This is a genomic window from Nonomuraea spiralis (assembly GCF_014648435.1).
Lineage (GTDB): Bacteria > Actinomycetota > Actinomycetes > Streptosporangiales > Streptosporangiaceae > Nonomuraea > Nonomuraea spiralis.
This window is the reverse complement of record NZ_BMRC01000009.1, coordinates 143,366-166,939: the sequence shown is the minus strand read 5'-3', so window position 1 is coordinate 166,939 and position 23,574 is coordinate 143,366. Positions and strand designations below refer to the sequence as shown.

26 protein-coding genes are annotated in these 23,574 nt (G+C 73.8%); 6 read left to right on the top strand and 20 right to left on the bottom strand.

The genetic code is table 11. The features are described 5' to 3' along the window. Nucleotides 1-155: 155 nt before the first annotated feature. The 5 genes from IEZ27_RS23560 to hypF are packed head-to-tail and all read left to right on the top strand — an operon-like array spanning nucleotide 156 to nucleotide 4,341. Nucleotides 156-542 carry a helix-turn-helix transcriptional regulator gene (locus IEZ27_RS23560; protein ID WP_125636191.1) on the top strand — a complete coding sequence of 129 codons (387 nt, stop codon included), beginning with the start codon at nucleotides 156-158 and terminating at the stop codon, nucleotides 540-542. Continuing rightward, nucleotides 539-1,123, top strand: coding sequence for a D-sedoheptulose-7-phosphate isomerase (locus IEZ27_RS23555; protein WP_189649220.1), 585 nt, complete (start codon nucleotides 539-541; stop codon nucleotides 1,121-1,123). Before IEZ27_RS23560 ends, IEZ27_RS23555 begins: the two co-directional genes overlap by 4 nt. Then, entirely contained in the window at nucleotides 1,120-1,404 is a 285-nt protein-coding gene (locus IEZ27_RS23550; protein ID WP_189649219.1) for a HypC/HybG/HupF family hydrogenase formation chaperone, read from the top strand. Before IEZ27_RS23555 ends, IEZ27_RS23550 begins: the two co-directional genes overlap by 4 nt. Beyond that, the gene (locus IEZ27_RS23545; RefSeq protein ID WP_189649218.1) at nucleotides 1,401-2,063 is read left to right on the top strand and encodes a D-sedoheptulose-7-phosphate isomerase; all 663 of its coding nucleotides are present in this window, start codon (nucleotides 1,401-1,403) and stop codon (nucleotides 2,061-2,063) included. The genes IEZ27_RS23550 and IEZ27_RS23545 overlap by 4 nt, the downstream gene beginning before the upstream one ends. Continuing rightward, nucleotides 2,053-4,341 (top strand): carbamoyltransferase HypF, encoded by a 2,289-nt coding sequence (gene hypF / locus IEZ27_RS23540; protein WP_229824263.1) that lies wholly within the window; start codon nucleotides 2,053-2,055, stop codon nucleotides 4,339-4,341. The genes IEZ27_RS23545 and hypF overlap by 11 nt, the downstream gene beginning before the upstream one ends. Nucleotides 4,342-4,348: 7 nt before the next feature. Here the strand turns inward: hypF and hypE are convergent, their stop codons facing one another. From hypE to IEZ27_RS23485, 12 genes are all read right to left on the bottom strand, one after another. Then, a complete protein-coding gene (gene hypE, locus IEZ27_RS23535; protein ID WP_189649217.1) occupies nucleotides 4,349-5,488 on the bottom strand; it encodes a hydrogenase expression/formation protein HypE in 1,140 nt (379 codons plus the stop codon). Then, nucleotides 5,485-6,612, bottom strand: a complete 1,128-nt coding sequence (gene hypD, locus IEZ27_RS23530; RefSeq protein WP_189649216.1) for a hydrogenase formation protein HypD — start codon at nucleotides 6,610-6,612, stop codon at nucleotides 5,485-5,487. The genes hypE and hypD overlap by 4 nt, the downstream gene beginning before the upstream one ends. Nucleotides 6,613-6,623: 11 nt before the next feature. Next, nucleotides 6,624-6,893, bottom strand: a complete 270-nt coding sequence (locus IEZ27_RS23525; protein ID WP_125636180.1) for a HypC/HybG/HupF family hydrogenase formation chaperone — start codon at nucleotides 6,891-6,893, stop codon at nucleotides 6,624-6,626. Between the two features lie 10 nt (nucleotides 6,894-6,903). Continuing rightward, nucleotides 6,904-7,017 carry a DUF6893 family small protein gene (locus tag IEZ27_RS55595; RefSeq protein ID WP_379478604.1) on the bottom strand — a complete coding sequence of 38 codons (114 nt, stop codon included), beginning with the start codon at nucleotides 7,015-7,017 and terminating at the stop codon, nucleotides 6,904-6,906. Between the two features lie 15 nt (nucleotides 7,018-7,032). Continuing rightward, nucleotides 7,033-7,242: a hypothetical protein gene (locus tag IEZ27_RS23520; protein ID WP_189649215.1), complete on the bottom strand. Its 210-nt coding sequence runs from the start codon at nucleotides 7,240-7,242 to the stop codon at nucleotides 7,033-7,035. Between the two features lie 10 nt (nucleotides 7,243-7,252). Continuing rightward, nucleotides 7,253-7,846 carry a DUF5947 family protein gene (locus IEZ27_RS23515; protein ID WP_189649214.1) on the bottom strand — a complete coding sequence of 198 codons (594 nt, stop codon included), beginning with the start codon at nucleotides 7,844-7,846 and terminating at the stop codon, nucleotides 7,253-7,255. Beyond that, nucleotides 7,843-8,409, bottom strand: coding sequence for a NifU family protein (locus tag IEZ27_RS23510; protein WP_189649213.1), 567 nt, complete (start codon nucleotides 8,407-8,409; stop codon nucleotides 7,843-7,845). Before IEZ27_RS23510 ends, IEZ27_RS23515 begins: the two co-directional genes overlap by 4 nt. Next, on the bottom strand, nucleotides 8,402-10,141 hold the full coding sequence (locus IEZ27_RS23505) for a nickel-dependent hydrogenase large subunit (protein WP_229824262.1): 1,740 nt from the start codon (nucleotides 10,139-10,141) through the stop codon (nucleotides 8,402-8,404). Before IEZ27_RS23505 ends, IEZ27_RS23510 begins: the two co-directional genes overlap by 8 nt. A 90-nt stretch (nucleotides 10,142-10,231) precedes the next feature. Next, on the bottom strand, nucleotides 10,232-11,272 hold the full coding sequence (locus IEZ27_RS23500) for an NADH-quinone oxidoreductase subunit B family protein (protein WP_189649211.1): 1,041 nt from the start codon (nucleotides 11,270-11,272) through the stop codon (nucleotides 10,232-10,234). A gap of 47 nt (nucleotides 11,273-11,319) precedes the next feature. Continuing rightward, nucleotides 11,320-11,673, bottom strand: coding sequence for a hydrogenase maturation nickel metallochaperone HypA/HybF (locus IEZ27_RS23495; RefSeq protein WP_189649210.1), 354 nt, complete (start codon nucleotides 11,671-11,673; stop codon nucleotides 11,320-11,322). Then, complete coding sequence (locus IEZ27_RS23490; RefSeq protein WP_189649209.1) at nucleotides 11,666-12,172, bottom strand: hydrogenase maturation protease; 507 nt, start codon at nucleotides 12,170-12,172, stop codon at nucleotides 11,666-11,668. Before IEZ27_RS23490 ends, IEZ27_RS23495 begins: the two co-directional genes overlap by 8 nt. Further along, the gene (locus tag IEZ27_RS23485) at nucleotides 12,169-13,473 is read right to left on the bottom strand and encodes a hypothetical protein (protein WP_229824261.1); all 1,305 of its coding nucleotides are present in this window, start codon (nucleotides 13,471-13,473) and stop codon (nucleotides 12,169-12,171) included. The genes IEZ27_RS23490 and IEZ27_RS23485 overlap by 4 nt, the downstream gene beginning before the upstream one ends. 144 nt (nucleotides 13,474-13,617) lie before the next feature. Here IEZ27_RS23485 and IEZ27_RS23480 point away from each other — a divergent pair, with 144 nt between their 5' ends. Beyond that, entirely contained in the window at nucleotides 13,618-14,775 is a 1,158-nt protein-coding gene (locus IEZ27_RS23480) for a glycoside hydrolase family 26 protein (RefSeq protein WP_189649208.1), read from the top strand. Here the strand turns inward: IEZ27_RS23480 and IEZ27_RS23475 are convergent. The 8 genes from IEZ27_RS23475 to IEZ27_RS23440 form a co-directional block, all read right to left on the bottom strand. Next, the gene (locus IEZ27_RS23475; protein ID WP_189649207.1) at nucleotides 14,727-15,863 is read right to left on the bottom strand and encodes a glycosyltransferase; all 1,137 of its coding nucleotides are present in this window, start codon (nucleotides 15,861-15,863) and stop codon (nucleotides 14,727-14,729) included. The two genes, IEZ27_RS23480 and IEZ27_RS23475, sit on opposite strands and share 49 nt — an antisense overlap. A gap of 65 nt (nucleotides 15,864-15,928) precedes the next feature. After that, the gene (locus IEZ27_RS23470; RefSeq protein WP_189649206.1) at nucleotides 15,929-17,056 is read right to left on the bottom strand and encodes a GNAT family N-acetyltransferase; all 1,128 of its coding nucleotides are present in this window, start codon (nucleotides 17,054-17,056) and stop codon (nucleotides 15,929-15,931) included. Beyond that, nucleotides 17,053-17,670: a lipopolysaccharide biosynthesis protein gene (locus IEZ27_RS23465; protein WP_189649205.1), complete on the bottom strand. Its 618-nt coding sequence runs from the start codon at nucleotides 17,668-17,670 to the stop codon at nucleotides 17,053-17,055. Before IEZ27_RS23465 ends, IEZ27_RS23470 begins: the two co-directional genes overlap by 4 nt. Further along, nucleotides 17,667-18,767 carry a glycosyltransferase gene (locus IEZ27_RS23460; RefSeq protein ID WP_189649204.1) on the bottom strand — a complete coding sequence of 367 codons (1,101 nt, stop codon included), beginning with the start codon at nucleotides 18,765-18,767 and terminating at the stop codon, nucleotides 17,667-17,669. The genes IEZ27_RS23465 and IEZ27_RS23460 overlap by 4 nt, the downstream gene beginning before the upstream one ends. Continuing rightward, nucleotides 18,764-19,477, bottom strand: coding sequence for a polysaccharide deacetylase family protein (locus IEZ27_RS23455; protein WP_189649203.1), 714 nt, complete (start codon nucleotides 19,475-19,477; stop codon nucleotides 18,764-18,766). Before IEZ27_RS23455 ends, IEZ27_RS23460 begins: the two co-directional genes overlap by 4 nt. After that, on the bottom strand, nucleotides 19,474-20,802 hold the full coding sequence (locus IEZ27_RS23450) for a lipid II flippase MurJ (protein ID WP_189649202.1): 1,329 nt from the start codon (nucleotides 20,800-20,802) through the stop codon (nucleotides 19,474-19,476). Before IEZ27_RS23450 ends, IEZ27_RS23455 begins: the two co-directional genes overlap by 4 nt. Next, entirely contained in the window at nucleotides 20,796-22,085 is a 1,290-nt protein-coding gene (locus IEZ27_RS23445; protein ID WP_189649201.1) for an O-antigen ligase family protein, read from the bottom strand. Before IEZ27_RS23445 ends, IEZ27_RS23450 begins: the two co-directional genes overlap by 7 nt. Beyond that, nucleotides 22,082-23,410 carry an exopolysaccharide biosynthesis polyprenyl glycosylphosphotransferase gene (locus IEZ27_RS23440; RefSeq protein WP_189649200.1) on the bottom strand — a complete coding sequence of 443 codons (1,329 nt, stop codon included), beginning with the start codon at nucleotides 23,408-23,410 and terminating at the stop codon, nucleotides 22,082-22,084. Before IEZ27_RS23440 ends, IEZ27_RS23445 begins: the two co-directional genes overlap by 4 nt. Nucleotides 23,411-23,574: the final 164 nt, after the last annotated feature.

Genomic DNA, 23,574 nt, shown 5'->3' with positions numbered 1-23,574 from the left:
GCAGGGGCCTGAACGCGCGGCCGGATCGAATACCCATCCCCTGGATTGTCTTGTTGCCAGAAGTTGACAAGGACGGCGCGCGACGCGCGCGATCGCCTCCCGAGGACGATCTACTGCTCGTGGGATCCGGCGCTGGTCTAGACGGGAGAGAACGTATGGAGGGCGGCGAGACGCGAGGGTTGCTCTCCCCGATCCTGCTTCTCCTGATCTGGAACCGGCCGGGCCACGGCTACGACCTGATCGACCGGCTGGCGGACCTGGGCGTGGCCGCGGTGGAGCCCGGTCATGTGTACCGGCTGCTGCGCGGCCTCGAACGGGACCAGTTCCTGGTCTCCTCGTGGATCACCTCGCGGGCGGGCCCGCCGCGCCGCAAGTACGAGATCACCGCCTCGGGCCTGAGCGACCTGAAGGCGTCCATGATCCGGCTGCGGCACCTGGGGCGTGTCCTGGACACCTGCGTGGCCCTGTGGGAGGAGCCCCGGCCGCCGGACGCGGGCCCGTCCCGTTCCCGTGTCGTCTCGTGGCAAGGAGACAGTGGATGACACCTGTGTCGTCGGCGTTCGACCGGCGGGTCGCCCCTGGCGGCGCTCTCGCGGAGGAGGCCGCCCGGATCGCCCTGGTCTGCCGGGCCATGGCGCTGCGGTTCGCGGACGGCGGCCGGCTGCTCGTCTTCGGCGACGGCGGCGGCTCGGCGGACGCGCAGCACGTGGCCGTGGAGTTCGTCCATCCGGTCGTCGTCGGGAAGAGGGCCCTGCCGGCCCTCTCCCTGTCCCATGACGCCGCGCACCTGACCGCCGTCGCCGGAAGCCTCGGGTTCGAGGAGGTGTACGCGGCCCAGGTGCGGTTGCTCGCCACCGGGAAGGACATCGCGCTCGGGTTCTCCTCCGGCGGCCGCCGCGCGGCGGTGTCGCGCGGCCTGGAGGCGGCCCGCGAACGCGGCCTGCTCACGATCGCCCTGGTCGGAGAAGCCGAGGACGAAAGCGGGGGCGGGCCGGTCGCGGACCACGTCCTGGCCGCCCGGTCCGGCGATCCGCTCGTGGTGCGGGAGATCCACATGACGGTCTACCACCTGCTGTGGGAGCTGGTGCACGTCTTTCTCGACCAGCCGGAGGCGGCCCGATGACGACCGACCCGACGACCGACCCGACGACCGACCCGACGGCCGACCCGACGGCCGACCCGACGACCGGCCCGACGACCGATCCGCGGGACCGGGTCTGCGTGACGTGCTCGGACCTCGCCCTGCCCATGCGCGTCGTGGAGCTGCTCCCCGACGGGATGGCGATCGCGGAGGGCGACGCCGGTCCGGAGGAGATCAGCGTGGCCCTGGTCGACGCCGGGCCGGGCGACGTCGTCCTGGTGCACGCCGGCGAGGCCATCGTGGTGGGAGGAGGATGCGGATGAGCACCACGGAAGGGGCCGGAGTCGAGGCCCTCTACCCGTTCCTGTACGTCCGGCCCACCGACCCGGACGCCCTGCTGGAGGAGGTGCGCCGGTCCTGCGTGGCCAAGGCGCGGGAGATCGTCTCCCTGCGGGAGGAGGTCGCCACGCGGCACGGCGAGGACCTTTCGCGGTGCGCGGCGCGGATGGCCGCGGCGTTCGCGTCCGGCGGCAGGCTGTTCGTCTTCGGAAACGGCGGCAGCGCCACGGACGCGCAGGCGCTCGCCCAGCTCTTCGCCCATCCCGCGAGCGGCCGGGCCCACCCCGCGACCTGCCTGTCGGCGGACATGGCCGTCGTCACCGCGCTGTCCAACGACGTCGGGTACGACCTGGCCCTCGCCCGCCAGGTCGCCGCGTTCGCCCGGCCCGGGGACGTCGTCGTGGGCCTGTCGACGAGCGGCGGCTCGGCGAACGTGCTGAACGCCCTGCGGGAGGCGCGGCGCCGCCGTGCCCTGACCGTCGGCGTGGCCGGCGGCGACGGGGGACGGATGGCGGCGGACGACGCCGCCGACCACCTGTTCGTCGTGCCGTCGTCGTCGGTGCACCGGATCCAGGAGGCGCAGACCACCCTCTGCCACGTGTTGTGGGAGCTGGTGCAGGAGGCGCCGGCCGGTGACGGCTGAGCGGCACGGCCGGATCCGGGTCCGGGTCGAGGGCCTGGTCCAGGGCGTCGGATTCCGGCCGTTCGTCAGCACGCTCGCCGGGACGCACGATCTGGCCGGGTTCGTGGGCAACGATCCGGAGGGCGTGTTCATCGAGGCTCAGGGCGAGCCGTCGGCGCTGCGGGCCTTCGTCGCCGACCTGGAACGGCGGGCGCCGCCGCTGGCGCTGGTCGAGCACGTCGCCGTGACGGACACGGAGGTCGTCACGGAGGTAGTCGCGGGGACCGGGTTCCGGATCGTGGCCAGCCGGGGTGAGGGCGTCCGCCAGGTGTTCGTGCCGCCCGACACGCCGCCGTGCGAGTCCTGCGCGGCCGAGACGATCGACCCGGCGGCACGCCGGCACGGCTACGCGTTCACCAACTGCACGGCCTGCGGGCCGAGGTTCACCATTATCACGGACCTGCCCTACGACCGGCGCAACACCACGATGGCCGGGTTCGGCATGTGCCCGCGCTGCTCGCGGGAGTACCTCGACCCGGCCGACCGGCGTTTCCACGCGCAACCGGTGTGCTGCCCCGCGTGCGGGCCGTCGCTGCGGCTGCTCGGCGCCGACGGCCGCCCCGCGCCGGGCGACCCGGTCGGGACGGCGGCGCTCTGGCTGGCGCAGGGCGGGATCCTGGCGGTCAAGGGCGTGGGCGGGTTCCACCTCGCGGCCGTGGCCGGCGACGAACGGGCGGTGAGCACCCTGCGTGCCCGCAAGCACCGGGAGGGCAAGCCGTTCGCGGTGCTCGCCGCCGACCTGGCCGCGGCCCGCGAGCTGGTCCTGCTCACTCCGGGCGCGGAGGACGTGCTGGCCGGGCCGCGGCGGCCCGTCGTCCTGCTGCCGCGGCGTCCCGGGGGCCCGGTGGCGGCCTCAGTGGCGCCGGGCAACCGCGAGCTGGGCGTGTTGCTGCCGCCGACGCCGCTGCACCTCCTCCTCGCCGTACGGCTGGGCGTTCCCGCCGTCCTGACCAGCGGGAACCGGTCGGACGAGCCGATCGCGCACCGGGACGAGGACGCCCTGGAACGGCTGTCCGGCCTCGCCGACGGTTTCCTCACCCACGACCGGCCCATCCACGTCCGCGCCGACGACTCGGTGGTGCGCGTGTTCCGCGGCCGGGAGCTGCCCGTCCGCCGTTCGCGCGGTTACGTGCCCGTTCCCCTGCTCCTGCGACGGCCGCCGGCCCGGCACGTGCTCGCCTGCGGCGGCGAGCTGAAGAACACTTTCTGCCTGGTCAAGGGCCGGCACGCGATCCTGTCGCAGCACATCGGCGACCTGGAGGGCTACGAGACGCTGCGGTCGTACACGGAGGGGATCGGCCATCTGAGCCGGCTGTTCGGCGTCCGGCCCCGGCTCGTCGCCCACGATCCGCACCCGGAGTACCTGTCCACCAAGTACGCGTTCGGCCTCGACGACGTCGATCTCGTCGGCGTGCAGCACCACCACGCCCACATCGCCTCCTGCCTGGCCGACAACGGCGAGGAGGGCCCGGTGATCGGCGTCGCCCTGGACGGGCTCGGCCTGGGCGACGACGGCACACTCTGGGGCGGCGAACTGCTGGTCGCCGGCCTGCGGGGCTTCGAGCGGGCGGGCCACCTGGAGGCGCTGCCCATGCCCGGCGGGGCGGCGGCCGTACGGCAGCCGTGGCGCATGGGCGTGGCCTACCTCGACGCGATCTACGGCGACGCGCCCCCGGACCTGCCCTTCGTCCGGCGGCATCGGGAACGCTGGGCGGCCGTGGCGGCACTGGCCCGGACCGGTACGAACGCGCCGCTCACGTCGAGCGCGGGCCGGCTGTTCGACGCGGTGGCCGCGATCGCCGGGCTGCGTGACCGCGTCTCCTTCGAGGGCCAGGCCGCGATCGAGCTGGAGCAACTGGCCGACCCGGACGAGCGGGGCGGTTATCCGGCGGCGCTGACGTCCGGGCGGGAGCTGGTGCTCTCCGGCGCCGACCTGGTCCGCGGGGCGGTGGAGGACCTGCTCGCGGGCGCCGCCGGGCCGCTGGTCTCCGCGCGCTTCCACAACGGGCTCGCCCGGGTGCTGGTACGGGCGGTGCTGGCGGTGCGCGAGCGGACCGGGCTGCGGGACGCGGCGCTGTCCGGCGGCGTCTTCCAGAACGTCGTCCTGCTGGAGCGGGTGGTGTCGGGCCTGGAGGCGGCGGGCCTGCGGGTGCTCGTCCACTCCCGGGTCCCGCCCAACGACGGCGGCCTCAGCCTGGGACAGGCCGCGGTCGCCGCCGCCCTCGACGCGGACGGGTGAGCGCGTCTCAGCAGATGCGCGGCAGCGGGTCGCCGACGAGCATGTCGACGATCCGGGTGCCACCGAACGCGGTGTCGAGCAGCACGAGGCCGGGCGGTTCTGCGCGTACCCGGCCGACGACGGCGGCGTCCGCGCCGAGGGGGTGCGCGCGCAGCGCGTCCAGCGCCCTGCCGGCCTGCTCGCCGTCGACCACGGCGACGAACCGGCCCTCGCAGGCGACGTACAAGGGGTCGATGCCGAGCAGTTCGCAGGCGCCGTTCACCACCGGGCGCACCGGCACCGCCCGTTCCTCCAGCACGATGCCGAGCCGCGCGGACCGGGCGAGCTCGTTGAGCACGGTGGCCACCCCGCCGCGGGTGGCGTCCCGCAGCACCCGCACGCCGGGGACGGCGTCGAGCAGCGCGGCGACGACCTCGTTCAGCGGCGCGGTGTCGGAGGCCAGGTCGGCCTGGATGTCCAGCTCGCCGCGGGCGATCATGATGGTGACGCCGTGCTCGCCGATGGGCCCGGAGACGATGACCGCGTCGCCCGGCCGGATCGCCGACGGCCTCAGCTCGGTCTCCCGTTCCAGGACGCCCACGCCGGCGGTGGTGACGTAGCAGCCGTCGGCCTTGCCGCGTTCGACGACCTTGGTGTCCCCCGTGACCACCCGGACCCCGGCCCGTTCCGCCGCGGCGGCCATCGAGGCGGCGATCCGCCGCAGGTCGGCGATGGGGAATCCCTCCTCCAGGATGAAACCGGCCGACAGGTACAGCGGCCGGGCCCCGCACACGGCCAGGTCGTTGACCGTGCCGTTGACGGCGAGGTCCCCGATGTCGCCACCGGGGAAGAACAGTGGGAACACCACGAAGGAGTCGGTGCTGAAGGCCAGCCGCGAGCCGCTGACGGTGAGCACGGCGCCGTCGCCGAGCGGCTCCAGGATCGGGTTGCGGAACGCCTCGACGAACACCGCCTCGACCAGCGTGTGCGAGGCGCTCCCGCCCGCGCCGTGGGCCAGCGTGACGCGTTCCTCCCTGACCCGCGCCTTGCGCCCGCGGGCCCGCTCGATGCGCAGCAGCACCTCCTCCTCGCGGGAGGCCGGTCCGGCCGGCTGCCCGGCTTCGCGGACGGCCTGCTCGGCCCATCCCGCGGTACGTTCGGTGGTCATGCCGTGGTCGTCTCCTTGGCCCGCCCGCGGGTGAAGCGGCCGAAGTTGTAGTACGCGGCGCAGGCGCCCTCGGAGGACACCATGCACGTGCCGATCGGCGTCTCCGGCGTGCACGCGGTCCCGAAGACCTTGCACTCCCACGGCTTGAGCACGCCCTTCAGCACCTCACCGCACTGGCACGCCTTCGGGTCGGCCACCCGTACGCCCGGCACCTGGAAGATCCGCTCGGCGTCGTGGGCCGCGTACTCGTCGCGCAGGCGCAGCGCGGAGTGGGAGATGAAGCCGAGCCCGCGCCACTCGAAGTACGGGCGCAGTTCCATCACCCGGCCGATGGCCTCCAGCGCCCGGCCGTTGCCCTCCCACGGCACCACCCGCGTGTATTGGTTCTCCACCTCCGCCCGCCCCTCGGCGAGCTGGCGCAGCAGCATGAGGATCGACTGCAGCACGTCCAGCGGCTCGAACCCGCAGCAGACCAGCGGCTTGCCGTGCTCCTCGGCGATGAACCCGTAGGGCCGGCAGCCGATGACGGTGGAGACGTGGCCGGGGCCGATGAAGCCGTCCAGCCGGAGGTCCGGCGAGTCCAGGATCGCCTTGATCGCCGGGATGATCATCACGTGGTTGCAGAAGACGGAGAAGTTGCCGAGTTCCTCGGCCGCGGCGCGCAGGACGGTCATCGCCGTGGACGGCGCGGTCGTCTCGAAGCCGATCGCCATGAAGACGACTCTGCGGCCGGGGTTCTGGCGGGCGATCTTCAGGGCGTCCAGCGGGGAGTACACCATGCGGATGTCCGCGCCGGCGGCCTTGGCGTCCAGGAAGGAGCCGTCGCCGCCGGGGACCCGCATCATGTCGCCGAACGAGGTCATGATCACGTCCGGTTCGCGGGCGATCGCGATCGCGTCGTCGATCCGTCCCATGGGGATCACGCAGACCGGGCAGCCGGGGCCGTGCACGAGGTTCACGTTCGGCGGCAGGTAGTCCTCGACGCCGTGCTTGTAGATCGTGTGCGTGTGGCCGCCGCACACCTCCATGAAGGTGTAGCGGCGGCCGGGCTCGCACAGCTCCTCGATGCGCCGGGCCAGGGCCTGTGCCTTCTGTGCGTCGCGGTACTCGTCGACGAAGCGCATGCCGGCGCCTTTCACGTGATGTCGGATTCGGCGAGCGCCTGCAGCTCGTCGGTGTAGGCGGGGCCGAGCCCGTTCAGCAGCGCGAGCGTGGCCGCGGCCTCTGCCTCGTCGATCCGCGACATCGCGAAGCCCACGTGGACGAGGACCCAGTCACCGGGCCGGACCGGGCCGTCGAGCAGTCCGACGCTGATCGCGCGCCGGACGCCGGCGACCTCGACGGTGGCCAGGTCGGACCGGTCCGGCAGGAGTTCGACGATCTCTCCAGGGATACCTAGGCACATCGGCTCGGGGTCACATCTTTCTGATCTTGAGGTAGCGCTTCAGTGATGGGAGCTCCTCCCAGAACATCTTCAGGAGCACCACGCCGGCCAGCCCGGCCAGCAGTGTCACGACGGGTCGCCGCATGTCGTCTTCCCCTTCTCAGCCGGGTGGGAGGTTGGGCATGACCGGCAGGATCGGGTTGTGCTTCTTGGGGCTGATCCCGGTCGAGCGCCGGGCGTCGGCGGTGCCGTCCCGGTGGTGTCCCGGCCGGCGCCTGCGCGCTCCGGGGTCGTTGCCCTGTCTGACGCCCTTGACGTGCGCGGACGTGTCCGGCGCGACGTCGGGCTTGCCCACCTTGATGTGTGCCATGTGGCGGGTCCTACCCCGGCCGGCTCCGAGTGTCGTCGAGCTGGGCGAAATACTGCTCGATCTTTGCCCATACCTGATCGCCGCCGGACAGACCGCTCCATTCACGTCGTACCAGGGCCACCAGGCGATAGCAGTCGTCGATGGGCACCACCCAGCACTCAGTGGCCCCCCGTACGCCGTTGACCAGCAGCGCCTCCACCATGGGCCGCATCGTCCGCAGCGGCCCGGCGCGGCCGGCGATGGCCTGCCAGGCCGGGACGTCCAGCTCCCAGCGGGTGGCGCCCAGCGGGCTCGGGTAGTGGGCGGTGGCCGAGCCGTCCGGCCTGGTGACGAAGAACGCCAGGCTCACGGGCACGCCGAGGTCGGCCGGCCGCAGCCCGGTGAGCCGCTGCCGCCGGTCGGGCACCTGGAGGAAGTGGCCGTCGCTCTCCGGCGTGAACAGCAGCGCGCACGCCCGGCACGCGCACATCACCTCCGCCGAGCGCGCGTCCACGACGTGCGCGTGCTCGCCCTGGACGGGCGCCTCGCACAGTTCGCAGCGCTCGCCGTCCTCCCGGCGGCCCGCCGTACGCCTGAGCAGGCGGCCGTACGCGGTCGTGCTCACACCGGGCCGCCTGGCCGGGTGAGCAGGGCCTCGGCGGGGACGAAGGCGGCCGGCGCCGCCCGGCTCACCTCGACCGTGCCCAGCTCCGGCGCGACCGCGCGCACCGCCTGCTCGACCGCCTGCCGTACCGGCTCCGAGCCCGACGAGCAGCCGCCCGTCAGCCGCACCCGCGCGACGTCGGCCGTCACCTCGGCCAGCCGCGCCTCGACGCCGTGGGTGCGCAGGACCGAGGCGAGCCCGTCGAGCGCGCGCTCGACCCGCCGCCGGAGCGGTTCCGGGTGGATGTCGTGCAGGACCAGCAGGTGGCCGAGCAGCTCGTCGTCGGCGAGCGCGGCGGCGACGGCGGTGCCCGCCGGGGCCCGGTCCATGACCCGGGACAGGGCCTCGCCGTACACCTCGGCCAGGATGGCGACGGCGTCGAGCGCCGCCTCCGCCGACGGGCCGGGCATGCCCTCCAGCCGACCGAGGGTCTCCTCCAGCCGTTCCAGCAGCCGGGCCACGGCCTGGTCGTCGAGGCGGCCCCGCTCAGCCGTCTTCTCGTCCACTGCGTCCCGCTCAGCCATGGCTCGCGCCGAACATCGGGGAGTGCAGCTTCTTCACGGTGCGTCCCTTTCCGACGTACATGTGCACGCCGCAGGGCAGGCAGGGGTCGAAGCTGCGCACCGCGCGCATGATGTCCACGCCCTTGAAGTCGTCCGGCCCGTTCTCCTCGAAGATGGGCATGTCCTGGACGGCGTCCTCGTACGGCCCCGGCGTGCCGAAGCTGTCGCGCGGGCTGCCGTTCCACGGCGTGGGCGGGTACGGGTGATAGTTGGCGATCTTGCCGTCCCGGATGACCAGGTGATGGGAGAGCACGCCGCGCACCGCCTCGTGGAAACCGACGCCGATCGCCTCGTCCGGCACCGTGAAGTCGGTGAACACCCGGGTGTCGCCGGCGTGCATGCGTTGCATCGCCTGCTCGATGAAGAACACCGCCATCGCCGCCGCGTAGGCCACGAAGTACACCCGGGCCCGGTTCCGTTCGAGGGCGTTCGACCAGGGCGGGATGCGCCATTCGAGGGTCGTCTCCGGGAGCTCCGGGCCCTTCGGCAACGAGATCTGCACGCCGGAGCCGGTCGCCTTCACGTACGGGGTGTCCACGATGCCCGACAGTGCGGTGACGTACAGCCGGGCGAAGGCGCCGCCGCCGGTGTCGAGGGCCAGGTGGTCGCCGGTGCGCTGATCGAGCCACCGGGGGCTCATCACCCAGCTGTAGTTGCCGTCGAAGTCGCGTTTCTGCGGCGCGGGCAGGGTCGTCTGGTTCCACGGGTGGCGGATGTCGACGGGGTTGCCGAGCGGGTCGTGCGTGACGAACGGCTCCTCGCCCGTCCAGTCGTCGTAGTACGAGCTGCCGAGCAGGATGCGGATGCCGAGGTTGATGTCGACGAGGTTGTTGGTGACCAGTTCGCCGTCCACCACGATGCCCGGGGTGACATACATCGCCTTGCCCCAGTCGTTCATCGTCTCGTAGCGGTAGTCGACCACGCCGGGGTCCTGGAAGGCGCCCCAGCAGCCCAGCAGGATCCTGCGGCGGCCGACCTCCTCGTACCCGGGCAGCGCCTCGTAGAAGAAGTCGAACACGTCGTTGTTCAGCGCGACGGCCTTCTTGACGAAGTCCACGACGCCGAGCAGCCGCGACAGGTAGTCGGTGAACAGGGTCGGCTCCGGCATCGTGCCGACCCCGCCGGGATAGACGGTCGAGGGGTGTACGTGCCGGCCCTCCATCAGGCAGAACATCTCTCTGGTGACGCGGCTGACCCGCAGCGCCTCCTTGTAGATGTCACCCTCGAACGGGTTGAACGCCTCCATGATGTCGGCGATCGTGCGCTTGCCGTGGATCGCCGCCCCCGGCGCCTCGGTGGTCCTGGCCCGCCGCAGCAGCGACGGGTTGGTGTCCTTGACCATCGCCTCGCAGAAGTCCACGAAGACCAGGTTGTCCTGGAAGATCGTGTGGTCGAACATGTACTCGGCGGCCTCGCCGAGATTGATGATCCACTCGGCCATGGGCGGCGTCTTGATGCCGTACGCCATGTTCTGGGCGTACACCGAGCAGGTGGTGTGGTTGTCGCCGCAGATGCCGCAGATCCGGCTGGTGATGAAGCCCGCGTCCCTGGGGTCCTTGCCCTTCATGAACACCGAGTAGCCGCGGAACAGCGAGGACGTGCTGTGGCACTCGGCGACCCGCCGGTTGGCGAAGTCGATCTTCGTGTAGACACCCAGGTTGCCGATGATCCGCGTGATGGGATCCCACGACATTTCGACGAGCTGACCCGGTTGTCCCCGACCGGGGGCTTCCTGCTCGGAGATGGCCATGTGCTGGTGAGTCCTCTCTGGCGTGGCGGGCCCTTACGGGCGCCACCGCGGATCGAAGCCGCTCGTCAGCGCGTCACGGTTGTGCCGCCATCTGGGCTCGGTGTTCGCGGTGTGGTTGGTGATGCCGCGCATGCGGCGGATGAACGCCCCGTAGGGCTTGATCAGCATCGAGGACAGGCTGCCGCCCGGCGGCATGTCCATGAACGGCATGAACTTGTCGGGGAACCCGGGCATCGTGCAGCCGATGCAGATGCCGCCGACGTTCGGGCAGCCGCCCACGCCGTTCATCCAGCCGCGTTTCGGCACGTTGCAGTTGACGACGGGCCCCCAGCAGCCGACCTTGACCTGGCACTTGGGCGAGTTGTAGTCGCCGGCGAAGTCGGCCTGCTCGTAGTAGGCGGCCCGGTCGCACCCCTCGTGCACGGTCTTGCCGAACAACCACTGGGGACGCAGCAGCGCGTCCAGCGGCGGCGGCGGCGCGGACCCGGCCGCGTGGAAGAGCACCCAGGTGAGGGTCTCCATGAAGTTCTCCGGCTGGACGGGACAGCCCGGCACGTTGACGATGGGCAGCCCGCCGGCCGACCGGAAGTCCCAGCCCAGGTAGTCGGCCAGGCCCATGCAGCCGGTCGGGTTGCCCGCCATGGCGTGGATGCCGCCGTAGGTGGCGCAGGTGCCGATCGCGACGACCGCCCAGGCCCTGGGCGCGAGCTGATCGATCCAGGTGTTGACGGTCATCGGCTCGCCCGTCTCCGGGTCGTTGCCGAACGACGTCCAGTAGCCGTCCCCGTTGATGCGCTCGTTGGGGACCGACCCCTCCATGACGAAGATGAACGGCTCCAGCTCCCCGCGCGCCGCGGCCCGGAACGGGGCCAGGAAGTGCTCACCGCCCACCGTCGGCGACAGGACCTTGTTGTGCAGGTGCACCTTCGGCAGCCCGGGGACGAGCCCGTTGACGACGTCCTCGATCGCCGGCTGGGACGCGGCCGTCACGGAGACGGTGTCGCCGTCGCAGCTCATGCCCTCCGAGATCCACAGGATGTGCATCTCGTCGAATCCGCTCGTGTGCTCGCCCATGTCGCCTCTCTCCTTCGCGTCGGCGGACTGTTCCCCCGTCCGGTCCGTCAGGTGGTCCCGGCGGCCGGCTCGAACGTGATCGACTCCACCACGACGCTCTCCTCCGTGACGCTCTCCACGTCCAGCCCGCCGCAGCCGCGGCAGGCGAGGAGGTCCGTGGCGGTGCGCGCCTCCTGCTCGGCGCCGCAGCCCGCGCAGCGCACCCGCAGCGGTTCGGCGACGAGTTCGACGCTCGCGTCCTGCACCACGGTGCCCGCGGCGGCCATGCGGAATCCCAGGTCGATGACCTGCGGGTCCACCGGGTGCCCGCCGACGCGGACGCGCAGCGCGTTCACCCGGCGGCCGCCGGCCCGTCCCAGCGCGGCCTCCACGATCGCGTCGCACAACCCCAGTTCATGCATCGGTGGTCTCCTTCTCGGCCGTTCCGGCCGCCTCCTGCCAGGCCAGCTCCGCGACCAGGCGGACGGCCTCGTCCACCGCGGCGGCCACCGGCTCGGACAGCCCCATCACCTCGTCCAGGACCGCGGGCCGGCAGCCCACGACCAGCACCCGTTCGACGCCGCCGCCGAGATGACTCAGCAGCCTGAGCACGGCGTCCGGGTGCAGCCCGTGCCCGTCGATCGCGGCGGCGTCCCCGGCCGGTCCGTCCGCGGCCTCGATGACGGCCAGCGTGCCCGGCGGCCCGTCGACCGGGACGGCGTCGACCATGATCAACGTGTCGTAGCGGCCGTCCAGGAGCTCGTAGGCGAGGTGCACGCCGCGGATGCCGTAGTCGGCGACGTCGGCCGTGGCGGGCATCGCCGTCCCGGTCAGGCGCCTGACCACCTCGACGCCGAAGCCGTCGTCGCCCAGGAACACGTTCCCGATCCCGGCGACCAGGACGTTCCGCGCGGCACTCATGACGCCTCCAGCGGTTCGATCTCGTCCAGCGTGAAGTAGCGGTAGCGGCCGTACCAGCGGTGCAGGTCGGCGCCCGGGTCGTCCTCGACGGTGACGGCCAGGTGCCAGGTGTCGTCCACGTCCAGCAGGACGTCCTCGACCAGGCCGGTACGGCCGGTGAGGAACATGTCCTGGGGATCGGTGCCGGTCAGCCTCGGCCGGAGCCTGACCCGGCTGCCCTTCGACACCTCCACGCCGGCGACCGTCACGCTGCCGGGGCCCGCCGCCGGGCGGGGGGCGCGGATCGTGCCGTGCAGCCTGGACAGCGCGGCGGGCGGCATGGACTCGACGCGGTCGATGATCTCCGCGGCCCGCGGGTCGGTGGCCCTGGCCTCGCGCTTCTCGGCGTCGGTGAGCGTGAGGGTGCGCAGCGACAGGATCTCGTCGATCTCCGTGGCGTCGTGCAGGTCGCCGGGGCTCTCGGGGGCCACCCGCGGGTGGTCGTACAGGATGATCGGGGAGGAGAGGACCACGTCCCGGCTGCCCGGCTCGCCGGCCAGCACGGGGAAGGCGCCCTCGTTGGCGCAGTCGCGCGCGGCCGCCTCGGCCCACCGAGGCGGGTCGAGCAGCGAGACGAACGCGCCGCCGCGCACGGCGATCAGGGTGTGACAGCCGAGCAGCGAGGCGCGCAGCGCCTCCTCGCGGGTGGCGTCGGCGGGGGTGGACGGGTCGTCGTTCTCGATGCGGCACCGCAGGCGCAGAAGCGGGAAGGGCGTCTCGCACGGCGTGGCCGAGACGACGGCCGTCGCCCGGAGCGCCGCGCGCTCGATCAGCACCTGCCCGCCGGGCAGCGGCTCGCGCTCCGCCCCCGCCGGCACGGTGACGGCGACGCGCTTCTCACCGGCGAGCAGTTCGGCGGCGCTCGTGCGTACGTCGAACTCGCGCGGGACGGCCTCGTCGAAGGTCAGCTCCAGCCGCGGGCCGTCCTGGAGGGAGTCGACCGGGCTCAGGGTGCCGTCGTCTGCGCGGCGCAAAACCTGCCGCCGCTGCTGGTGCAGGAAGCGGATCCGCAACTCGATCGCGGTCTCGCCGGCCGGTTCGAGCAGGCATTCCGTCTGCTGACGCCACGACTCGGCCGAGCCCGCCACGCCCGCGCCGTTGAGCCCCCTGACCTGCGCCCATACCGGCGGCACCAGCACGCCGAACTGCCACCTGACCCGGTTCTTCCCGGACGAGCGGCGGTAGGGGTACAGCAGGTACCCCTCGTAGAGGATCGCGTCGGCGATCGCGCGAACGGCGTCGAAACTGTCATCCGGGCCCACATCGACCGGTATAGCAACACATGGACACGTAGAGTAAGTAACTTCGCACAGTATGTGCAGAACTCACCTACCCACGCGGGCGCGGCGAGACATTCTTCCGCCGGGTACGTGATCTGATACTGAGGGTGACCGAAGGAGCGAGCGATGGGCGCGAGAACGGCGTGGGTCTGCGCACTGCTGGCGACGTTCATCGCGGTGGGCCCGCCGGCGGTGGGCACCGAGCCGCCCCCTGAGCCGTCCGCGGACCCCGTCAAGCGGCCGGCCGCCCCGTTCGGGGTGTTCCTCGCCTCCGACGGGCGCGGCCCGTCCCTGTTGCCCGCGTTCGAGTCGTGGCTGGGGGCGGAGGTCCTGGTGGGGCGGACGTACGTGCCCGGCGAGGCGTGGCAGGCCCTGGGCGGGCCCGACTTCATCCTGCAACCCTGGTTGCGCTGGCGGGCGGCCAAGCCGTCGCGCATGCTCGTGGTCAACGTGCCGATGATCGTGCCGAACGAGGGCGGCCTCCCGGACGAGGCCGTGTCGGCGCTGCTGAGGGCGGGCGCGGACGGCGCGTTCGATCCGTATTTCGACAGGCTGGCGAGGGTGCTGGTGTCCGGGCGCGCGCCGGACACGGTGATCGTCCCCGGCTGGGAGATGAACGGCATCGTCTACTCCAGCCGCTGCTCGGCCGATCCGGAGGCGTGGAAGGCGTACTGGAGGCGGATCGTCACCGTGATGCGGGCGGTGCCGGGACAGCGCTTCCGCTTCGACTTCACCCCCAGCCGGGGGCCGGACGCCATCGGCTGGACCGACTGCTACCCGGGCGACGACGTGGTCGACATCATCGGCATGGACAGCTACGACCAGAGCCCCGGCCACGAGTTCGCCGACTACGTCGCCCAGCCGTTCGGCCTGGGGGCGCAGGCCGACTTCGCGACCGAGCACCACAAGCAGATCTCCTTCCCCGAATGGGGGCTGTTCCGGTACGGGGACCGGCCGGAGTTCGTCCGCGACATGATCGGCTGGATAGCGCAGCACGACGTGGCCTATCACTCGATCGTGGACTACTGCCCGCACGGCGTCTGGCAGTGCCCGGCCAACCCGAAGTCGTCGCAGGTCTTCAAGCAGCTCATGCGCGACCCGGGCTTCAACCCCGGCGCGACACCCCCGCCGACGACCCCGCCGACGACCCCGCCCACCGCCCCACCGACCGCCCCACCGGTCCCTGCGCCGCCCGCGGCGCCCGCGGCGCCGCCCTTGTCCCCGCCCCCGAGCCCTCAGCCCGGCCCGGCCGTCACCTCCGTGGCGGTGGCGTCCGCGGGGTGAGGCGGGCGGGCCAGGCGGAGCGTGTGCGCGGCCAGCCGGTCGAGGGTGCTCGCCAGGTCGAACTCGGCCGCGCGCGACCGGGCCGCCCGCTCCTCCGCGTGCCGCAGGGACGGGACGGTCAGCCGGTCCAGGACGGCCGCGGCCAGCGCCGCCGGATCCTCCGGCCCGACGAGCGCCCCGGTGTCCGGGGTGACCACCTCCACGAGCCCCGGCACGGCCGCGGCCACCACGGACCGGCCGGTGGCCATGGCCTCCAGCGCGGTCAGCGGCAACCCCTCCCAGCGGGAGGGCAGCGCGACCAGGTCGGCGGCGGCGTACCAGGGCCGGGGATCGGCGCTGGCCCCGGGCATGAGGACATCGGGCGGCGCGGTGGAACGTACGCGGTCGAAGTCGTCCCCGTCGCCGACGAGCGCGAGCCGGGCGTCCGGAAGCCGCGCGGCGACCTGCCGCCAGCTGTCCACCAGCAGGTCCTGGCCCTTCTGCCGGGTGATCCGGCCGACGCAGACCACCAGCGGGCCCCGGGCGGCCAGGCCCAGGGCGCGGCGGGCGGCCTCGCGCCGGTCCTGGCCGGCGGGCGGGAAGCGGGTCAGGTCGACGCCGTTGCGTACGACGGTCAGCGGGCCGCGCAGGCCCGCGTCCTCGGCCTGCCGGGCCTCTCCCGTGCCGACGCAGACCACCAGGTGGGCCCATCGGGCGGCGGCGCGTTCCCATGCCGCCGTCGCGGGTGCGAGCGGGCCGCGGCAGGCCAGCCAGGACCAGCCGTGCGGCTGGAACACCGTCGGCACACGGCCGCGCAGCGCCACCCGGCCGGCCAGCCCGGCCTTGGAGGAGTGCAGATGCACCACGTCAGGACGGAACCGGCGGACGATCCGGCTCAGCGCGACGACGGCCGCCAGGTCGGCCGGACGCGGCGCCCGTACGGCGGGCCAGGGCAGATGCGGCAACCCGAGTGCGGCCAGCCGCTCGCCGAGCCGTCCCCCGGGCGGCGCGGCGACGGCGACCGCCCACCCGCGCCGGCTCTGGTCGGCGCAGACACTCTCGACGCAGGCCGCGACACCACCGTCGGTGGGCTGCGTGACGTGGAGCACGCGAGGCGCGACACCACCGTCGGCGGGCCGGGTGACATGGGGCACGCGGGGTGGGACGGAGGCGGTCACCGTGACCTGCGCAGCGCGCGGACGATCCGGTCGAGCGCGCCCACCCGCCCGCACAGCGCCCGCGCCGCCGGACGGGACCGCGCCGCGAAGGCGTAGACCGTCGCCACCGGAGTCCTGGCCAGCAGGAGCCGGTGGGCGACGATGAGCCGGCCACCCCACTTGGTCTTGTGGGACTCCGAGCCGCGCAGCAACGACATCGTCGGCCGGCCCAGCCGGTGCGCGATGTCGAGGTCGGTACGCAGCAGCAGCGTCACGACGTCGAACCGGGTGCGCAGGCCGGGATGCGTGCCGTAGAGGTAGCCGCCGACGAAGTCCTTGCCCACGATCGCCAGGTCCACCGCGACGACCTGCCCGTCCAGCCGGTACTCGGTCAGCCGTGCCTGCTGCTCGGCCACCAGCCGCCGCGCGGCCCTGGACAGGTGGGCGTGGAAGCGCGGCCTGGTGTGCTCGACGTTGATGCCGCGGCCCTGCCATTGCAGGGCGTGCAGGTCGAGCAGGCGGGCGACGGCGGGCTCGACCTCGGCGGCGGGCACGTCCCGGACCTGGATCGGCGCGTCGTCCACCCGTTTGAGCTCGCGGCGCAACTTGTTGCCGCGGCTGCCGGACACACCGGCGAGCACCTGCCGGAGCGGCACGCCGGGCAGCTCGACGCAGGTGGAGGCGGGCAGCCGCCAGGAGCGGCCGGGCCAGGCGGCCATGAGCCGCTCGGCGTCGGCCCCCGGCCGTACCTCCGGCAGGTCGAGCACGTCCCAGCCGGGCAGGCCGGCGAGGGCCCGGCCGAGTGCGGCGGGCAGGTCCTCGTCGCCGTCCTCCATCAGGACGTCGGTGTAGTCGGACTGGTCGCCGCCGAGCGGCCGCAGGACCCGCACGCCCGCCCGCCGCGCGATCATGAGGGGCGCGGCGGCCACCAGCCGTCCGCCGCGGCGCAGCAGGAGCACGCTCAGCCGCGCGCCGTGGCCGTACGCCTCCCACCACGACGACACCCAGGCGTGCGACTGGAACGGCGTCGCCGCCCGGGAGCGGTCGTGCAGCCCGGCCCACTCCTCCGCCAGGTCGCGCAGGCGGTCGAAGCCGGTCACGGTCTCGATGGCCAGGTCCCGCTCCCGGCTGGTCGCGACGGTCATGCCGGCGTCGTCTCGACCGGCCGGCGAGGGGACGCCGTCTCCCGGTCGTCGCGCCGCGGCCCGGCGGGGACCGCCATCCAGATCAGGGCGGCGAGGAGCAGGCCCCCTGCCGTGCTGACGGCGGCGGCCACCAGCGGGCGCGGCGAACTGGGCGCGGCGGGCGGCACGGCCGGGGCGAACCCGGCCAGGCGGACCCCGGTGTCGGCGCTGTGCCGGTTGGCGTACGCGGTGAGCGCGCCGGCCACGCTGTTGGCCCGTCTGGCGGCCTCGTCCGCGGTGTCGGCGACGGCCGCCAGCCGGATCAGCGGCGCGTCGGGCGACGCCGACGCCTGCAACGTGGTCCGCAGCAACTCGCCGTCGGACAGGTAGGCGTCGCCGCCCGCCCCGGCGAGCAGACCGGGATGTACGGTCACCCGCGCGAACGCCTGCGCGAAGTCGGCCTCCTGGGTCGGAGCGCCCTGCCGTACGCCGCTGACCACCGTGTAGGCGTCGGCCGTGTAGACAGGTCGCTGGACCAGCGAGTACGTCAGCCCGGCCCCCATGCCGATCAGCGGGAGCGTGAGCAGTGACCAGGTACGGAGCGCGCCGGCGACGCGCTGGACCGGGTGAGTCATGTCAGCCTTTCCTGGTGGTGCCTGGTGAGCAGGCGGTCGTAGAGGTCGTGCAGCCGCCGGGCTTGGCGGCGCACGTCGTAGCGGTCAAGACCGGGCGGCGGGGGCAGCCGCGTACGGGGTCCGGCGAGCAGCGCCGCCAGCTCGGCGGTCAGCCGGTGGGGCGGCACCCTGCGGGCGCCGGGCGCCGTCCCCGGGGGCAGGTCGTCGATCGCCGGGCAGGAGCCGTACAACACGGGCAGGCCGGCGGCGAGCGCCTCGACGACGGCCAGCCCGAACGTCTCCTCCTGCGACGGCGCGGCCAGCACGTCCATGGCCGACAGCAGCTCCGGCACGTGCGCCGACTCCCCGGCCAGGACGACGCGGCGCCCGACGCCGAGCCGCGCCGCCAGCAGGCGCAGCCGCGGCAGTTCCGGGCCGTCGCCGACGAGGAGGAGCACCGCGCCGTCCAGGTGCGGCAGCGCCTCGACGAGCAGGTGGAAGTTCTTGCCCGCCACCATGCGGCCCAGCCCGCCGACGACGAACGCCTCCGGCGGGATGCCCAGACGCGCCCGCGCCAGGCCGGCGGCCCGCGGGTCGTGGCGGAAGGCGGACAGGTCGACGCCGTTGGGGATGGTGACGACCCGCGAACGCGGCAGGCCCCAGGCGTGCAGGCGGTCGGCCACGGTCGGCGAGACCGCGACGACGGCGTGCGTCAGCTGGGTGGCGGTCCGGTACAGCGAGCGGATCGGCGCCGTGACGGCCCGTCCCTCGATGTGCCGGGCGCCGGCCGAGTGCTCGGTGGCGACGACGGCCGGCACCGCGGCCAGCCGGGCGGCGAGCGGCGCGTAGACGCAGGCGCGGAACAGGTGCGCGTGCACGACCTGGTAGCGGCCGGCGCGCATGAGGGCGGTGAGCCTGGGCAGCGCGCGCAGGTCCCGGTTGCCGTCCATGCCGACGACCCGTACGGGTGATCCGCCGGCCCGGATGGCGTCGGCCAGGACGCCGGGCGCGGTCAGGACGGCGACCTCGCTGGCGCAGTCCATGTGGGGCAGCAGCGTGCGCAGTTGCTGCTCGGCCCCGCCGGCGGCCAGCCCGGTGATGACGTGCAGGACCTTCATCGGCGCAGCTCCCAGCGCAGCCGGTGGCAGGCGGTCTTGGCCAGCAGGCGGGCGGCGGTGTCGCGGTCGCCGACGTAGCGGCGGGGCAGGGCGTGGCGGCCGGCGAGCCTGCCGGGCCGGACGGCGCAGGCGTGCTCGTAGCCCGCCCGGCGTACGGCGGCGATCTCGCGGGCGGTCAGCTCGCCGTAGGGATAGGCGAAACCGGTGACCGGGGCGCCGAGCACGTCCTGGAGGATGTTCCTGCTGGTGGTCAGCTCGTCATCGAGCTCGCCGAGCCCGGCGGCCGGCAGGTGCGGATGGCTGTGGGTGTGGGAGGCGACCTCCATGCCGGCGGCGGCCACCCGGCGCAGCGCGGCGGCGTCCATCAGGGCGCGGGGGGCGACGTCGGCGTCCCAGGCGTTGTGCCCGCCGATCCGGCCGGCGACCACGTACACGGTGGCGGTGAAGCCGTGACCGGCCAGCACCGGTACGACGTCGGTGTCGAAGTCGGCGTAGCCGTCGTCGAAGGTGAGCCCCACCAGGCCGCGCCGGCTGCCCGGGTGGTCCAGCAGGTCGCGTACCGACACGCCGCGCAGGCCGCGCCGGGCGAGCCAGCGCATCTGCGCGGCGAAGCGCCCGGGTGAGACGACGATGTCGAAGGGGTCCTCTCCGCGTTCGTCGACGGAGTGGTACATCCAGATGAGCGGCAGCGCGCCGGTGCTCGTGCTCATACGCGTTCTCCTTCCCTGGCTGCCGGGACGGCCGCCCGGATCGGGGACAGGCCGAGACGGTGGAGACCGGCCAGCATGAGGGCGGCGGTCACGGTGATCCCGGCGGCGTTGGCCACGGCGATGCCGCCCTGCGCCAGGTCCGGGACGAGCGCCGCGGCGAGCGCCGCGGTCAGGGTGAGGCCGGCGGCCATCGCCAGGGCCGGGTACCACAGCCCGCGCCCGGCGCAGAAGTAGGCGCGGCACAACACGCCCACGACGGTGTGGCCCGGCAACCCGATCGTGTAGAGCCGCAGGACGTGCTCGGTGGCGGTGGCGGCGGCGCCGTCGAAGGCGCCCCGGCGCAGCAGTACGGCCACGATCGCCGGGCCGAAGGCGACCAGCAGCGCGCCGGCGCTGACCGTGACGGCCCCCGCCGCCAGCAGGTCCCGGGCCAGCAGCCGCCGGGCCCGGCGCGTGTCCCCGGCGGCGAGGCTGCGGGCCAGGCGTGGATACGTGACGGTGGCCAGCATGAGCGCGACCACCATCGGCACCTGGGCGATCTTCTGCGCGTAGTTGAGGTGGGAGATGGCCCCGGCGGGCAGGTCGGCGGCCAGCACGCGCTCGACGAGTACCTGTCCCTGCCGCAGGAGCGTGAAGACGATGATGGGCAGCAGCGCGGCGACCGGCAACACCAGGCGCCGGGGCAACCGCCGGGGCAGGCCGACCCGCCGCAGGTACGCCGGCGCCTGCGCGACGACCATGAGGACGGCCCCCGCGGCGACGCCCCACGCGGCGGCCCGTACGCCGAGCGCGTCGTGCCAGAGGGCCAGGCAGGCGACGAGGGCCACGTTGTAGGCCAGGCCGGTGACCGCGGGCGGGCCGAAGACGTTGTTGGCCCGCAGGGCGGCGCTGGCGTATCCGGCCAGCGCGAACGGCACGACGCAGACACAGCAGATCCGCCAGCACTCCACGGCCAGCCCGGTCCTGGGCAGGCCGGGGGCCAGCATCGCCACCAGCCAGGGCGCGCACGCCGCGGCGCCGACGCCGACCGCGGCGAGCACGGCGGCCAGGGCGGGCAGCGTCCGCTCCACCAGTGCCGCCACCTGCGCGCGGCCGGCCGCCACGCTGAACAGCGGGATCAGCCACAGGGCCATCGCCCCCTCGATGAGCAGCGGCGCCGCCGTCTCCGGCACGGTCCAGGCGACCAGGAAGGCGTCGGTGTCGGCGTTGGCGCCGAACAGCGCGGCCATCAGCAGGTCGCGGACGTACCCGAGGGCCGATCCCGCGCCGACGAGCACCGTGGTGAGGACGGCCGCACGCAGGTCGGCCGCTCCCCGGCTCAGCACGCCGGTCGCCGCGCCGGGAGCGCGGTCGTACCGGTCCGTCCCAGTGCCAGGCCCAGCATGACCGACATGACCAGGCTGGTCGAGCCGCCGACGTCGGCGTAGGCGAAGTCCACCACGAGCCACGTCATGAAGCCGGCCGCGGCCAGGCCCGCCGGGCGGGTCCGTCCGGGCCCGGTGAGCGACCGTACGAGGATGCCCCCCACGAGCAGCGCGAACGCCGCCAGACCGGCCAGCCCCTGCTCGCTGAGCACCAGCAGGTACATGTTGTGCGGGGACAGCAGCGGCTGGCGGCGGTAGCCGCTCGCCTCGTCCTCGATGTCGCTGCCCGAGGACAGGGCCAGCGGCGCGTAGGTGTCGCGCCAGGCGGCGAACCCCCTGGGGCCGACCCCGGTCACCGGGTGGTCCCGCCACATGCCGGCCGCCGCCTGCCACAACTGGAAGCGGTCGGTCACCGATTTGTCGGGCTGGGTCAGCGAGGAGGAGATGGAGGCGACGCGTTCGGTGATCACCCCGCTCGCGGGCCCGCCCACCAGCGCCAGGAGCACGGCCGAGGCCGTCGCGGCCATGGCGGCCCGCGCGGCCAGGCGCGCGTCGCGCAGCACGAGCATCACCACCACGGCGCAGCCCGCGGCGAGCCAGGTGCCGCGGCTGAGCGACATGACGAGCGGCGGGCAGAGCGCCGCCGCCGCGATCAGGGCGGCGGCGCGCCAGGACGGCCGCCCGGCGAGCGCGACCGCCAGGGCGATGATCAGCCCGAAGCTGACCATGCTCGCCAGTGCCATGACCTCGCCCGCGCCGAACGTGCCGACCGCGCGGATCATCTGCCCCCCGTACGAGGCGCCGCTCCCCGTGAGCGTCTGCCAGAAGCCGATCGCGGCCTGGACGAGCGCCACGGCGGCGACGGCGCCGCCCACCAGCAGGACGTCCGAACGCTGCCGTACCGCGACCGCCACGGCGACCGGGACCAGGACGAACACCTGGAGGAACCGGGCCAGCCCCGGCAGGGCGAGCAGGAGGTCGGAGGCCGTGACGGCGGCCACCGTCACGGCGACCGCCGCGGGCGCGGCGAGCAGGACCCACCGTCCCGGACGCGCGCCGCCGCGCACCAGGCTCGCCGCGGCGGTCGCCACGAGCGCCAGCGACATCAGGTCGGCGACGTGCACCCGGAGGACGTCGGCGGCGTGCGGTTCGGCGGGCACGCACACCGCGATCACCGTCAGCGCGGCCCACAGCGCCGGCCGCGCCACCAGGCGGCCCAGGGACGCCGGGGTCGTCCTGATCATGATCGCCCCGGCCACAGCAGGCACCCGACCGTACGGATCATGATCTTGATGTCCCGGCGCAGGGACCAGGTGTCGATGTAGTGGTTGTCCAGCCGCGCCCGGTCCTCGATCGAGGTGTCGCCGCGCAGTCCGTGGGTCTGCGCCCAGCCGGTGAGGCCGACGGGCAGCCGGTGGCGGCGTCCGTAGTGGTGGTCGGCGCGCGAGAACAGCTCCACGAAGTGCGGGCGTTCGGGGCGGGGGCCGACCAGGCTCATGTCGCCGCGCAGCACGTTCCAGAGCTGTGGCAGCTCGTCCAGCGAGCAGGAGCGCATCAGCCGGGCCGTCCGGGTCAGGCGGGGGTCGTCGTCGATGCTCCAGCGGGTGTCGGACTCGCCCGCGCGCAGCGGGGCGAACGTACGAAGCTTGACGATCTCGATGGGGGTCCCGGCGATCCCCACCCGGACCTGGCGGAACAGCACCCCAGGACCGCCCTGCCGGCGCAGCAGGAGCATGCAGACGGCCAGCACCGGAGCGCTGACCACCAGCCCGGCCACCGCCAGCACGACGTCCAGCGCGCGCTTGAGCGGCCAGGACAGGCGTTGCTGCGGCAGGGGGCGCATGCGCAGCACCGGGAAGCCCCGGATGTGCTCGGCGCCGGAGACGAAGTCGACCAGCACCCCGCCGGGCTGCGGCGCCAGGTACACCGGATATCCCGCCTGCCGGGCCTGTTGCGCCAGCCGGTGGGAGTGCTCCTCGCCGCCCGGAGGCGGCGCCAGGAGCACCACGCGGGCCCGGTGCCGGCGGGCCATGGCGAGCAGCTTCTCCGGATCGTCCACGAGCGGCGTGCACGACGCCTGGCCCAGCACGTCGCAGGCCCCGCCGACGGGCGCCAGGCCGTACTCGCTGTGCCGCAGCAGGGTCAGCGCGAGGTGCCGGGCGTGCGCGCCGGACCCGGCCACCAGCGTGGGCACCCGTACGCCGCGGCGGCGGGCCTGCCGCAGCACCACGTAGACCAGCCCCCGCCCGGTGAGCGTCAGCCCGAGGTACGGCACGACGACCAGCGCCACCTCGCCCGCCCGCACGACCAGCGCGGCCTCGTGCTCAAGTGCCGCGACGGTCAGCACGCAGGCGATCGCGGTGACGCAGCCGCCCCGCCACGACCATCCGTCCGTCAGGGACGGCGACAACCGGATCCGGTACGTGCCGCCCGCCAGGTTCAGCAGGAGGAGCAGACCCACAGCCATCCCGGCGAGCAGCGCGCCGTACCCCGCGTCGAGGACGGGCGCGGCCAGCGCGACGGCGTCGACGCTGGCGTCGGCCAGGGAGCAGAAGGTCCAGGACGTCACCGGCCGTCGCCGGCCGCGGCCGGAGCGGAGGCCGCGCCGCTGCGCAAGGAGCATGCCCGTTGACGTGGAATGCGGGAAGGGGTCCTCTTCCCTCAGAGGTGTGACCATATCTGCTCCATTGCGCGACCATTTCAGGGCGGGGCATCCGCGTACGGCGTGGGGGT